Below are 13,585 nucleotides of genomic sequence, written 5' to 3' on the forward strand. Positions count from 1 at the left end.
ACCTCAGGGTTGCGGCTTTTGGTTGAGCGCTGAAGGTCAGTGTGCAAACAACGAATTGCCCTTCTGCCCCGCCAGTTTTTCCGGTTTGATCAGGAACCTTGCCAGTGCTGGCAACAGCCACAGTGCGCCGAACATGTTCCACAGCAACATGAAGGTCAGCATCAGGCCCATGTCGGCCTGGAACTTGATGGCCGAGAAGATCCAGGTGCACACGCCAATGGCCAGGCACAGACCGGTGAACAGCACGGCTTTACCGGTGGACTTCAGCGTCTGGTAGTACGCCTCTTGCAACGGCAAACCGGCACGCAGGAAGCTTTCCAGTCGGCTATAGATGTAGATGCCGTAGTCCACGCCAATCCCCACACCCAGCGCCACCACCGGCAGGGTCGCCACTTTCACGCCGATACCCATGAAGGCCATCAGGGCGTTGCCGAGTACCGAGGTCAGCACTAGCGGCAGCACGATGCACAAGGTCGCTGCCCAGGAACGGAAGGTGATCATGCACATGGTCGCGACGCAGATGTACACCAGGATCAGGATCGTCAGCTCCGACTCCTTGATGACTTCGTTGGTCGCCGCTTCGATCCCGGCGTTACCGGCGGCGAGGATGAACTCCAGGCCGTCCTTGTTGTTTTCCTTGGCGAAGTCCTGCACCGCATGCACCGCGCGATCCAGCGTTGCAGCCTTGTGGTCGTTGAGGAACACCAGCACCGGCGCCAGGGAGCAGCTGTTGTTGTACAGCCCATCGGCCCGGGCGATGGAGTTGTTCAGCACGTCCGGGTTACGCGACAGGGTTTCCCACTTCAGGTTGCCCTCGTTCATGCCCTTGATCATCTGCTTGGACACGGTCACCAGGGAGATCGCCGACTGCACGCCCTCGGTGTTCTGCATCTTCCACATCAGCTCGTCGATCGGCGCCATGGCTTCGTAGCGCGAGCAGCCTTCGGCCTTGGTCTTGACCATCACCACCAACACGTCGGAACTGGTGGAGTAGTTGCTGATGATGAAGTTGTTGTCCTTGTTGTAGCGCGAATCCGGACGCAATTCCGGCGCACCCTGGTCGAGGTCACCGATTTTCAGGTTCTGGCTGTACCAGAGGCCGCCGCCGAAGGCGATCAGGGCCAGGGCAATGGAGATCGGTGCGACTTTCGGGCTGGCGAAGTTCGACAGCAGGCGCCAGAACGGGTGCTCGCGGTGCGCGTCTTTCTTGCTGCGCTCGACCGCACGTTTGCTGATGCCGACGTAGGAAATCGCCACCGGCAGCAGGATCAGGTTGGTGAACACGATCACCGCCACGCCGATGGACGCGCCGATGGCCAGTTCGCGAATCACGCCGATATCGATGATCAGCAGCGTGATGAAGCCCACCGCATCCGCGAGAATCGCGATCATCCCCGGTAGGAACAATTGCCGGAAGGTCCGTCGCGCAGCGGTCAGGGCGTTGTCCGCCTCGCTGGATTGCAAGGCGATGCCGTTGATTTTCTGCACGCCGTGGGAAATACCGATGGCGAAGATCAGGAACGGCACCAGCATCGAATAGGGATCGAGCCCGAAGCCGAAGAAGTGCATCAACCCGAGTTGCCAGACCACCGCCACCAGCGTTGTACTCAACACCGCCACGGTGCTGCGCATGCAGTTGGTGAACCAGTACAGCAGGATCAGCGTGATGACGAAGGCGATGCCGAAGAACATCACCACCATGACCAGGCCATCGATCAGGTCGCCGACTTTCTTGGCGAAACCGACGATGTGGATCTGCACGTTGGGGTTCTGTTTTTCAAACTTGTCGCGGATCTTATCTTCCAGCTCATGGGAGAACTTGCGGTAGTCCAGGGCCAGCAACTTGCCCTGATCCTGCGGGTCCGGGTAGGACTCCAGCAGCGGGATGTCGACGATGCTCGACTTGAAGTCGTTGGACACCAGACGCCCGACCTGGCCGGACTTGAGCACGTTGTTGCGCAGCAGGTCGAGGCTTTGCTGGGAGCCGTTATAGCTCTGCGGGATCACTTCACCACCGGCGAAGCCCTCCTCCGTCACCTCGGTCCAGCGCACGCTCGGGCTCCACAACGACTTGAGGCCGGAACGGTCGACACCGGAAATGTAGAACACTTCGTCGTTGATCTGGCGCAGGGTCTCCATGTACTCCTTGGAGAAAATGTCGCCGTCGGTGGCTTCAACGGAGATCCGCACCGTGTTACCGAGGTTCGCCAGATCGTTGCGGTGCTCCATCATCTTTTGAATGAACGGATGCTCGAGCGGGATCATTTTTTCGAAACTGGTGGACGGCCGGATCAGCGTCGCCTGCCAGAACAGGAAAATACTCACCAACAGGCAGATGACGATCACTGCCGGGCGGTTATTGAAAATCAGGCGTTCGAGAAACGTCGCCTTGTCTTGGTGATGACTTGTCATGGATGTCATGTCTCCGCCCTTCTTATTATGTGGCCCGGCTTATTTGCCCAGCTCGGCGCCGGTTGGCGAAGTGGCGCGAACGCCGCCCTGTCCTGCCAGAATCAGATTGCCGTTACCTGCGGCAGTCACCGATGACACGGAAATCCGGTCCGGTCGGTTGAACACCGTGAAGGTTTCGCCGTTGTCGCTGCTGCTGACCACCGAGCCGCCATTGCCGACGATCACGATGGAGCCGTCGTCGAGCAGCGTGGCGCCGGACAGGCCGAACTCCAGGGCGCCGCGCGCGGCCTTCAGCTCGACCGGCTCCCAAGTGGTGCCGAAATCGGTGGAGCGAAACAGATTGCCGCGCAAGCCGTAGGCCAGCAGCGTATTGGGTTGAGCGGTGCCGATGACGCCGAACAACGAACCTTCATACGGACCTTCGAGCTTTTCCCAGGTCTGGCCCCAATCGGCGGAGCGGAACATGCTGCCCTGCTCGCCGACGATGAACAGCCCGGCATCCTTGACTGCGGTGATGGCGTTGAGGTGGAACTGGTCTTCGTTGTCGAGACGGTCGCTGGCGTCTTCCCAGTTTTTGCCGCCGTCGGTGGTTTCCAGCAAGGCGCCATACGCGCCCACGGCAAAGCCGCTGTTGACGTCCTTGAACCAGACGTCGAGCAGCGGCGATTCGCGTTTCAGGTCTTCGAATTGCCTGGTCCAGGTGACGCCGCCGTCTTCGCTGGCGAGAATTTGCGCGTCATGACCCACCGCCCAGCCGTGTTTGTCATCGACAAAAAACACCGCAGTGAGCAGTTGTCGGGTCGGCACCTTGGCCTGGGTCCAGGTCGTGCCCTGGTCATCGGAATACAAAATGTGCCCGCGATCCCCGACCGCCACCAGGCGTTTGCCGGCGTGGACGACATCGAGCATCAGGCTTTTGGCGGCTTTGGCGGATTCAACGGAATAAACGGCATCGGCTGCCGGCGCGTCGGCGGCCAGCACCGGTGCCGACAACGCGGCACAGCCCAACAGCGAGAGCGCTGTAGCCAGCAACGCGAACTTGCGTAGTGCCGGCGGGCGGCAGATACCCACACCCATGACAGGCTCACTCATAGACCTTCCCCCATTATTATTGTTAGGTCGTTCAACCTTTCAGGGCGCCGTAAGGGTGCTCGTGGTGATTGACTGGTTGGAGCATAGTCCTGAAACCTGCAATCTAGAGCCCCTTCGGAAGCTGGCTTATCCTATCGGGCTTTGGAAAGGTCTGACAATCGACGCCACGTTATGTTTTGTTAACTGGAGGGGTATGGGTTGTGGGTGAATGATTGGGTATCAGGTGGGGTGATTTGGGTTTCGTGGGTTTGTGTGAATATCCACTCCTGCGGTCATGGCCACTGGCGGTTTCGCTCTTACAGCGAGTCACTTTGGAAAAGCCCCAAAGTAACCAAAGCGCTTTTGCCCCTTTCGTTCGGTGCCTCGCCCAGGCTCGGCATGCCCTCGCTCCGGTCCTGCTCCGTGGGCCCGCCGCCATCGGCCATTCATGGCCGGGGGCGGCTAACCCGGCATCCATGCCGGGTTGCCCACTGCGCAGAACCTCCACTCGGCCTCTCGAGGGGGCGGTGCGTCAACATCAAAAGCGAGGCGGCCGACCGGCCGGCCTGAACTCTGGATATGTGCACGTACACCTGATCACCTGATCGTTCCCACGCTCCGCGTGGGAATGCATCCCGTGACGCTCTGCGTCACCACAGTGCGCAGGGCTCAAGCCTGCGTCGACAGCGGGACGCAGAGCGTCCCCGGCGGCATTCCCACGCGGAGCGTGGGAACGATCAATCTTGTCGTTGCCGTTGCCGTTGCTTTGGCTTTGGCTTTGGCTTTGGCTTTGGCTTTGGCTTTTGATCTTGATCTTGATCTACCCGCCCCTTCGGGAGGCTGAGTGGAGGTGTTCATCTGGGGGGGAGGCGCGAAGCGCCGTTCGACGAAGTCGAACACATCGAGAGGAGGTCGAAGCGAAGCCGACCGGAGGCGATGCCCCCAGATGGATACCGGAACGAAGGCACGCCGAGCCTAAACGAGGGGCCGGACGCCGGGGCGAGCCTTTTTTTGCTTACTTTTTTTGGCGTTTGAAAAAAAAGTGAGTCGCCGTAAGGGCGAAACCCTAAGTGGCCGTTACCGCAGGAATGGATATGTACTCAATCCAAAAAACAGGTCGACCCGAAGACCGCCATCGCGGGCAAGCCTCGCGCCTACAGGGATTCGAGTGAACCCCTGAAGGAACCAGGCCAAACTCAAGCCAGGCTTTTGCTGACCACTTCAAACACATCACTGGACAGCTGACCCGAACCACGAATCCGCTCCAGCTCACCTTTCATCAACGCCTGACGAGCGTCGTCATACTTGCGCCAGCGCGTCAGCGGCGCCAACTGCCGGGAAGCAATCTGCGGATTAAACCCGTTCAACTCAATCACCAGATCCGCCAGGAAGCGATACCCGCTGCCATCAGCCGCATGGAAGTTGATCAGGTTCTGCCCGGCAAACGCGCCGACCAGCGCCCGCACCTTGTTCGGGTTCTTCATGTTGAACGCCGGATGCTCCATCAACTGCCGAACCCGCGCCAAACCACCCGGCAAGGTGCTGCCGGCCTGAACGCTGAACCACTGATCCATGACCAGCGGATTGTCCTTGAAGTGCTCGGCAAAACTGGCCAGGGCCGTGGCTTTCTCATCTTCGAACGACGAGTTGACCAACACCGCCAACGCCGTCAGGCGCTCGGTCATGTTATCGGCAGTTTCGAACTGTTCCAGCGTCGCCGCCAACACCTCAGGCTTACCGCTGAGCATCAGGTACGACAGCGCAATGTTCTGCAATGCGCGACGGGCGAAATGCTCGGCCTCGGCCACGTATGGGGTTTTCTTCGACAGGTCGCGGTTAGCCTGATAACGCAGCCACAGCGCTTCGAACAAGTTTTCCGCTAGTTGCTTGCGCACGAACTCACGAGCAGTGTGGATCGCGTCGACATCAGCCACTTCGCTGATTTCGGTCAGATAGGCTTCACCCGGCAGCGACAGCATTTCCGCGACCATGGCCTGATCCAGCGTCTCGTCAGTCAACACAGTGTGCAATGCCGAAATCAGGCGCTGATCCAGCACCAGTTTCTCGCCCTTCTGTTGCTGGGCAATCAACTCTTGCAGCACCTGTACCGACAACTGCTGACCGGCATCCCAGCGGTTGAAGCCATCACTGTCGTGCTGCATCAGGAACATCAGTTGGTCGCGGTTGTACGGGAAGCTCAATTTCACGGGAGCGGAGAAACCGCGCAGCAGTGAAGGCAACGGTTGCTCAGCGATGTCGACGAAGGTGAAGGTCTGCTCAGCCTCAGTCACCGAGATGACCCGAGAAGTGCCCTGTGCCGAAGCTTCGCCAGACAGACGCAGCGCAATTGCCGCACCCTTGGAATCCAGCAGGCCCAATTCAACCGGAATCACGAACGGCAGTTTTTCAACCTTGTCCGGGGTGGCCGGGCAACTCTGGCGGAAGGTCAGGCTGTAGGTTTTCGCGGCGGCGTCGTAAGACTCGCTCACTGCCAAGCGCGGCGTGCCAGCCTGGCTGTACCAGCGTTTGAACTGGGTCAGGTCAACACCGTTGGCATCTTCCATGGCTTTGATGAAATCGTCGCAGGTCACGGCCTGGCCGTCGTGGCGGTCGAAGTACAGGTCGCTGCCTTTGCGGAAGCCGTCGGCGCCGAGCAAGGTGTGGATCATGCCGACCACTTCCGAGCCCTTTTCGTACACGGTCAAGGTGTAGAAGTTGGAAATCTCGATAAAGCTGTCCGGGCGCACGGCGTGGGCCATCGGGCCGGCGTCTTCGGCGAACTGGTGGGTACGCAGGTACGCGACGTCCTGGATGCGCTTGACCGTGGCCGAGTTCATGTCGGCGGAGAAGCCGGAATCGCGGAACACGGTGAAGCCTTCCTTCAGCGACAACTGGAACCAGTCGCGGCAGGTCACGCGGTTACCCGACCAGTTGTGGAAGTATTCGTGGGCAACGATGGCCTCGACCCGCTGGTGCGCGGCGTCGGTGGCGGTTTCGGCCCGGGCCAGCACGGCGCTGGAGTTGAAGATGTTGAGGCCCTTGTTCTCCATGGCGCCCATGTTGAAGTCGTTGACCGCGACGATCATGAAGATGTCCAGGTCGTATTCGCGACCGTAGACCTCTTCGTCCCAGCGCATCGACTTTTTCAGGCTGTTCATGGCGTGCTGGCACTTGTCGATGTTTTCCGGCTCGACATAGATGCGCAGCGCCACGGAGCGCTCGGTCATGGTAGTGAAGGTGTCTTCGACACACCACAGATCACCGGCCACCAGCGCGAACAGGTACGCCGGTTTCATGAACGGGTCTTCCCAAGTCGCCCAGTGCCGGCCGTCTTCGCCAGGGCCTGAGGCAATCGGGTTGCCGTTGGACAGCAGCACCGGGTAGCTGTGCTGCTCGGCGACCACGGTGGTGGTGAACTTGCTCATCACGTCCGGACGGTCGAGGTAATAGGTGATCTTGCGAAAGCCTTCGGCCTCGCACTGGGTGCAGAACATGCCGCTGGATTTGTAGAGGCCTTCCAGGGCGGTGTTGGTTTCCGGGTGGATCCTGACGCTGGTATCGACCGTGAAACGGGTACTGGCCGGGTGCAGGGTCAGGTGGTTCTCGGTCAACTGGTAGTCGGCGGCGGTCAGTTCGCTATCGGCCAGGGTGACCGACAGCAACTCAAGCTGCTGGCCATCCAGCACCAGCGGCGGCAAGCCCGGGCCACGCTCGGGATTGCGGCGCATCACCAGTTGCGCATGGACCAGGCTGTGGTCCTCGAACAACTCGAAGGTCAGGTGCGTCTCGTCGATCAGGTACTCGGGCGCCTGATAGTCCTTCAGGTAGATCATCTTCGGTTGTTCGGTGCGCATGCTGGAGTCCTTAACTATGCACGGCGAGCTGATAGGCCGTGTATTTACGAATATTGATCACGCCGGTGTCGAAGATCAGGTATTGGCCCTTGATCCCCAGCAGCGTGCCTTCGGCAATCGGGTTCTTGTCCAGGTTGAAGCTGACGATCTTGGCCGGGTATTGCTCGATCGGATAGCGGATTTCGAGGACGTCTACATCGGCAATAGTCTGGATTGCTTGTAGTCCAAATCGTTCCTGCAAACCTTGTAAACCTTCGGCGCAGCTATCAAACAGTTGATCTCGAACCTCGGCCAGGTCCACCGACACCGCGTCGCCCTTGAGTAAAGCACGCCAATTGGTCTTGTCAGCCACTTGGCTACGGAACAGGTCTTCGACGAAACCCGACTGCTGACGGGTCGAGACGCGCATGATCGGCAGCGCCTGACGAGCGCCCTGGTCGATCCAGCGGGTCGGCATCTGGTTGGCGCGGGTAATCCCGACCTTCACCCCCGACGAGTTGGACAGGTAGACGATGTGATCGGTCATGCAGAACGTCTGGCCCCATTCCGGCTCACGGCAGGTGCCGGCGTCGAAGTGGCAACGCTCCGGGCTCATGATGCAGACGTCACACTGGGCCAGTTTGGTCATGCACGGGTAGCAGTAACCCTGGCTGAAACTGGTTTTGGTCTTGCGTCCGCAATGGGAGCAGAAAATCGCCCCCAGGTACTCCAGACGCACCGTCGTGCCGATCAATGGATTAACCGGTATCTCGGTGTCGCCCAGACGAAAAGCGTACTGCACGTTCGGCCCGTCCAGGCGTGCCGACATTTTGCTGATTGCACCGCGGCCAATCTCGATCAATGGATGGCATCCGACTTGAACAGGATATTCGGCACGCTGATCGACTTGGAACTGCATTCCTGCGGGCCCATGTAGCCGGTGCGCTGCTCCTCGGGCAGGTTCTGGAGTTCCCAGGCGATCATCGCTTGCAGGGACAGTTCGCGCTGCTCGGCGGTGAGTTTGCCACCGTCGGACCATTTGCCGATTTCTACCGCCAGCTTCAGGCTCTGGTAGATATCCGGGGTGATGTTTTTGATCATTTCGTTAAAAGAGGACATCAGGTCTCCGCGCTCTTTATTGACATAACTATTTAGACGGCGAGTTTACGACGGTTGTACAAACCACCCAACAAACCGGTAAAGCATCCGATGAGCAACCCGCCGACGTGGGCCGCGTTGGCAATTTCACCGAAGCCGATCATCGAGATCAGCCCGGACATACACAACACCAGCCAGACCAGCATCATCACCAACACGCCGCGCGGCAGGCGATAGGCCGGGTTCGGCGACAGCAACTGGAAGATCCAGCAATGCCCGAGCAGGCCGTAGAGCACGCCGGACAAACCACCAAACAACGTCGCGCCGCTGAACCAGTACTGGGCGTAGTTGGAGACGAGACTGAACAGCAACGTCAGGCCGATCAGGTTGATGCTGCCCTGCCGCGCCTCGATGCGCCGCCCCAGTTCCCAGTACCACATGCCGTTCATGGCCAGGTGCAGGAAGCCGAAGTGGATCAGCATCGGCGTCACCAGGCGCCACCACTGCCCCGCCGCCAAGCCATCGGCCAGGGGCGTGAACTCGATGTAGTCGCCGGGCACGCGGAAGTCGAGAAAGGTGAACCAGTGCAGAGTGTTGAGGTTTTCACCCAGCACCGTCACCGCGCCGACAATCAGGCACAGCAGCAGAATGCCCGCAGTCGCCTTGCTGTGGCGCAACTGTTCGACGAAACCCGGACGGCGCATTGTCTGCGCCACCGGAATGTCCAGCTGCTGATCGGGATCGCCCGCCGGGAAGCGTTCGTACAGCGAACGCACGTCTTCGCTAATGTTGGCCGGCACCCACAGCACCTGCTCGCCCGCCTCTTCGCTGACGCGATGGGGCACTTGCATGCGCTGCAGCAGTTTGACGAAACCGCTCAAGTCCACCGTCAGGGGCAGACGCAATACCGCAATAGTCGTCACTGCAACGCCTCCGGCCGTTCGACATCGACCCAGACAAATTTATGCGGGTCGAGACGGGTTTCCTGATCCAGACGATAGGCCACCAGTTTGCCGTACAGCACCGCGCTGTAATCGAGGCAGGCCAGATTCGGTCGGATCGGCGTCGGTTTGCCGCTGCGCCAGTAGTGGCCGACGAACAACAACGGTTCGTCGACACCGTAGCGCAGCAAGGTGGTTTTCTCGGTGGACGACAGTGGCGTACGCGCCACCGGCTCAGGCAAGGCATCAGGCTGGAACACTATGTCTCCGTAGGTTTGCGGGTCGTCTTCCCAGAATTTGGTGCGAAAGAACGAACGCGTCAGGCCATCGCCACTGGTCATGGTCTGGCCATCGGGCAGGCGCATGTCGGTGCCGCGCAGCAGGCGATCGAACACCGTGCAGGCAAAACTGCCGGGCACGGCCGAGGCCTGGAGGAAGTGCTCATCGACGCAACCGTCGGGGAACAGCGCACGCAACGGTTCGATCAGACCCGAATCCCAGCAGGCGTGCACCACGCGGAAACGTCCGGCATCGACGAACAAGGGCAGGTCGTAGAACCATTGCTGGAAGTCATGCCAGTCGCCCGGATAGTCTTCAAATTGGGTCAGGGTTTCTCCCAGCAGCCGGGCGTGGCGCGGGGTGTGTTCGCGCACGAACTGCTTGCCGCTGCCGGGCGGCGCCGGGGTGCTCCAGCCAAGGGCGTTGAATTCATGGTTGCCCATGATGCACAGCGCCTGACCGGCCTCGACCATGTCGTGGACGATGTGCAGCGCCTCGCGAATGCGCGGGCCGCGGTCGATGATGTCACCGACGAACACCGCCATACGCGACGGATGCCGCCAGACACCACCCTGTTTGTGATAACCGAGCCGGTCGAGCAAGTGCTCAAGGGTCAGAGCGCAACCGTGCACGTCACCGATCAGGTCGTAGCTACGCGCGGGATCGAGCATCAGTCGCCTCCACCACCCAACCGACTGCCCCAGCCGAGTTTGGTCCGGCACACTTCGTAGTAGTTGTGGTCGAGGGGGTGAATCAGCCGCAACTTCTGGGCTTTTTTGCTGATGGTGATGGTGTCGCCCGGCGCGCAGGTGAAATGGTTCTGCCCATCACAGGAGACTTGCGGGTAGATCTGCATATCCTTGGACACGACGATTTTCAGCTCACTGTTGCCATCGACCACAATTGGCCGGCCTGACAAGGTATGGGGGTACATCGGCACAATCACAATAGCGTCGAGCTTGGGATGCATGATCGGGCCACCAGCAGAGAGTGCATAAGCGGTCGAACCGGTCGGCGTGGCGACGATCAGGCCGTCGGCCTTCTGGCTGCAGACGAACTGGCCGTCGATATACAGCTCGAATTCGATCATTCGCGTGGATTTGCCGGGGTGCAGCACCACGTCGTTCAGCGCATCACCCTGACCGATGGCCTCGGCGTGGCGGCGGACTTCGGCTTGCAGCAGGAAGCGGTTTTCCACCAGATAGTGGCCGTCGAGCACTTCGGCGACTTTGACTTCCAGCTCATCGGGGCGAATATCGGTCAGAAAGCCCAGGCTGCCGCGGTTGATGCCGAGCACCGGGATATTGTGCCGGGCCAGCGCACGAGCGGCGCCGAGCAGACTGCCATCACCGCCGACCACAATCACCATGTCACAGACTTCGCCGAGCATCTTGCGCGACGAGGTTTGCAGGCCATGGCCCGGCAGGACTTCAGCGATGGTGTCTTCGAGGATCACGTGCAGGTGACGATCGAGCAGAAACCGTTTCAGTCGGCGGACGGTATCCAGCACCTGCGAACTGCCCAGGCGACCGATGATGCCGATATTACGAAATTGCTCCATGGGGCTCCTGCGAGGTTCTGCGTCGGGCTAAAGCGACGATTATGGGCGAAAGCGCGGGATAGACAAAATCCTTTAAGCCATGACTTAAGAGGCTATGCTCGCAGAATGATCTTATTCCCGGATTTGCTCCAGTTACCCCACCAGTTGCGCCACCCGGAAGTGCGCGACCTGGCGTGGGTCATCCTCGCACCGCCCATGCTCGGCGAACCGCCGTGGCCGCAGCGTCATCCGCTGACCGGCAGCGACTGGGTACAGGCGCCGGAAGGCCTGGAACGCTGGTTGCGACAACTGGATCGTGACAGTTATGACTTGCTGCACTGGCTCGCGCAGTCGCGGACCCGGCGTCTGGGGCTGTATTACGAACGCCTTTGGCAATATGCGGTGCGGCATGCGCCGGGCATCGAGCTGATCGCCGCCAACCTGCCGATCCGCCGCGAAGGTCATACCCTCGGTGAGCTGGACATGCTGCTGCGTGATCGCGATGGCGTGCATCACCTGGAGCTGGCGATCAAACTCTACCTCGGCCCGCAAAATGGCGATGGACACGACACCGCCCAATGGCTCGGCCCCGGCTGTCATGATCGGCTGGACCGCAAACTGGCGCACTTGAGCCAGCATCAATTGCCGATTTCCGCGCGACCGGAAAGCCGTGAAGTGCTGGCGGCGCTGGATATCCAGCAGTTCAGTGCGCATTTGTGGCTGGGTGGTTATCTGCTGTATCCGTGGCCGGGGCAGTCTGACTCGCCAAGCGGCGCTCATCCGCAGCATCTGCGCGGCAGCTGGCTGCATCAGAAGGACTGGGCGGACTTTGTCCTGCAGCGGCCCGCCGGTCGCTGGCAACCCCTGCCCCGCCATGCCTGGCTGGCGCCGGCGCATTATCCGGCGGAGCAGACCTGGAGCACTGAACAGCTGGATGCGTGGATCAGTGAGCTGGAGCCTTTGGCCCCGGCGCAGTTGATGGTGCGGTTGACCGAGAATGCCAGTGGGGATTGGGAAGAGGCCGAGCGGTTGTTTCTGGTGGCGGATCTTTGGCCGAATGTGCCGGGTAATGGTTAAACGATGTAGCGCCTGGGTGGACGCCAACCCGGTCTAAATGGACAACCGCAACGCCAGCGCCGCCAACGTCACCAACAACACCGGCACCGTCAGCACAATCCCGACCTTGAAATAGTAACCCCAGCCAATCTTGATGTTCTTGCGTTCCAGCACATGCAGCCACAACAACGTCGCCAGACTGCCAATCGGAGTGATTTTCGGCCCAAGGTCGCTGCCGATGACGTTGGCGTAGATCATCGCTTCCTTGACCACGCCCGTGGCCTGGCTCGCATCGATGGAGAGCAGGCCGATCAACACCGTCGGCAAATTGTTCATGATCGACGACAACAGCGCTGTCAACACGCCGGTGCCCATGGCCGCGCCCCAGACGCCGTAACTGGCAAAGCCGTTCAGCCAACCGGCCAGGTAGTCGGTGAGCCCGGCGTTGCGCAGGCCGTAGACCACCAGGTACATGCCGAGGGAAAAAATCACGATTTGCCACGGCGCTTCTTTCATCACCTTGCGCGTGGAAATCTTGTGGCCACGGGCGGCGATGCCCAGTAACAAGGCCGCGCACACCGCGGAAATCGCGCTGATCGGAATGCCCAGCGGCTCCAGGGCGAAGCAACCGACCAGCAAAATCACCAACACCGCCCAACCGGCATAAAACGTGGCTTTGTCGTGGATCGCCGTGGCCGGGTCTTCCAGTTGCTCGGGGTCGTAGGCCTTGGGAATGTCTTTGCGGAAGAACCACATCAACATCGCCAACGTGGCGGCGACGCTAACAAAGTTGACCGGAATCATCACCGCCGCATAGCGGTTGAAACCGATGTGGAAGAAGTCGGCGGAGACGATGTTCACCAGGTTCGACACCACCAGCGGCAGGCTCGCGGTATCGGCGATGAACCCGGCGCCCATCACAAAGGCCAGGGTCGCGGCGGGTGAAAAGCGCAGCGCCAGCAGCATGGAAATCACAATCGGCGTGAGGATCAGCGCCGCGCCGTCATTAGCAAACAACGCCGATACCAGTGCCCCGAGCAACACCATGAACGCAAACAGCTTGCGTCCACTGCCCTTGCCCCAGCGCGCCACGTGCAATGCGGCCCAGGCAAAGAACCCGGCTTCGTCCAGCAGCAAACTGATAATGATCAGCGCGACAAAGGTGCCGGTGGCGTTCCAGATGATCTGCCAGACCAGCGGGATGTCACTCAGGTGAACCACCCCGAAAATCAGCGCCAATACCGCGCCAAACACCGCGCTCCAGCCGACGCCGAGGCCTTTTGGCTGCCAGATCACCAGGGTGATGGTCAGCAGGAAAATCAACGACGCGATGAGCATGCACAGCAGCCTTGAAC

Annotated in this window: 10 protein-coding genes; 1 reads left to right on the forward strand and 9 read right to left on the reverse strand. The window is 60.3% G+C overall.

The window, feature by feature from the left end:
• Positions 1-36: 36 nt before the first annotated feature.
• The 8 genes from ACA071_RS17720 to ACA071_RS17755 form a co-directional block, all read right to left on the reverse strand.
• Positions 37-2,412 carry an efflux RND transporter permease subunit gene (locus tag ACA071_RS17720; protein ID WP_497645333.1) on the reverse strand — a complete coding sequence of 792 codons (2,376 nt, stop codon included), beginning with the start codon at positions 2,410-2,412 and terminating at the stop codon, positions 37-39.
• A gap of 39 nt (positions 2,413-2,451) precedes the next feature.
• Positions 2,452-3,504, reverse strand: coding sequence for a WD40/YVTN/BNR-like repeat-containing protein (locus ACA071_RS17725; RefSeq protein ID WP_497640338.1), 1,053 nt, complete (start codon positions 3,502-3,504; stop codon positions 2,452-2,454).
• A 1,175-nt stretch (positions 3,505-4,679) separates the two neighbouring features.
• A complete protein-coding gene (pepN, locus tag ACA071_RS17730; protein ID WP_497640339.1) occupies positions 4,680-7,337 on the reverse strand; it encodes an aminopeptidase N in 2,658 nt (885 codons plus the stop codon).
• Between the two features lie 10 nt (positions 7,338-7,347).
• Positions 7,348-8,178 carry a DUF2797 domain-containing protein gene (locus tag ACA071_RS17735; protein ID WP_497640340.1) on the reverse strand — a complete coding sequence of 277 codons (831 nt, stop codon included), beginning with the start codon at positions 8,176-8,178 and terminating at the stop codon, positions 7,348-7,350.
• Positions 8,175-8,435 carry a YeaC family protein gene (locus ACA071_RS17740; protein WP_497640341.1) on the reverse strand — a complete coding sequence of 87 codons (261 nt, stop codon included), beginning with the start codon at positions 8,433-8,435 and terminating at the stop codon, positions 8,175-8,177. The genes ACA071_RS17735 and ACA071_RS17740 overlap by 4 nt, the downstream gene beginning before the upstream one ends.
• Positions 8,436-8,467: 32 nt before the next feature.
• Positions 8,468-9,337 carry a rhomboid family intramembrane serine protease gene (locus ACA071_RS17745; RefSeq protein ID WP_497640342.1) on the reverse strand — a complete coding sequence of 290 codons (870 nt, stop codon included), beginning with the start codon at positions 9,335-9,337 and terminating at the stop codon, positions 8,468-8,470.
• Positions 9,334-10,308 (reverse strand): metallophosphoesterase, encoded by a 975-nt coding sequence (locus ACA071_RS17750; RefSeq protein ID WP_497645334.1) that lies wholly within the window; start codon positions 10,306-10,308, stop codon positions 9,334-9,336. The genes ACA071_RS17745 and ACA071_RS17750 overlap by 4 nt, the downstream gene beginning before the upstream one ends.
• Entirely contained in the window at positions 10,305-11,195 is an 891-nt protein-coding gene (locus ACA071_RS17755) for an NAD(+) kinase (RefSeq protein WP_010459816.1), read from the reverse strand. Before ACA071_RS17755 ends, ACA071_RS17750 begins: the two co-directional genes overlap by 4 nt.
• Positions 11,196-11,300: 105 nt before the next feature.
• Here ACA071_RS17755 and ACA071_RS17760 point away from each other — a divergent pair, with 105 nt between their 5' ends.
• Positions 11,301-12,251 carry a DUF1853 family protein gene (locus ACA071_RS17760; protein WP_497640343.1) on the forward strand — a complete coding sequence of 317 codons (951 nt, stop codon included), beginning with the start codon at positions 11,301-11,303 and terminating at the stop codon, positions 12,249-12,251.
• A gap of 33 nt (positions 12,252-12,284) precedes the next feature.
• On the opposite strand, the gene ACA071_RS17765 is transcribed toward ACA071_RS17760, so the two are convergent.
• Positions 12,285-13,568, reverse strand: a complete 1,284-nt coding sequence (locus ACA071_RS17765; RefSeq protein ID WP_497640344.1) for an arsenic transporter — start codon at positions 13,566-13,568, stop codon at positions 12,285-12,287.
• Positions 13,569-13,585 lie beyond the last annotated feature (17 nt).

It is taken from the genome of Pseudomonas sp. LBUM1646 (genome assembly GCF_059716165.1).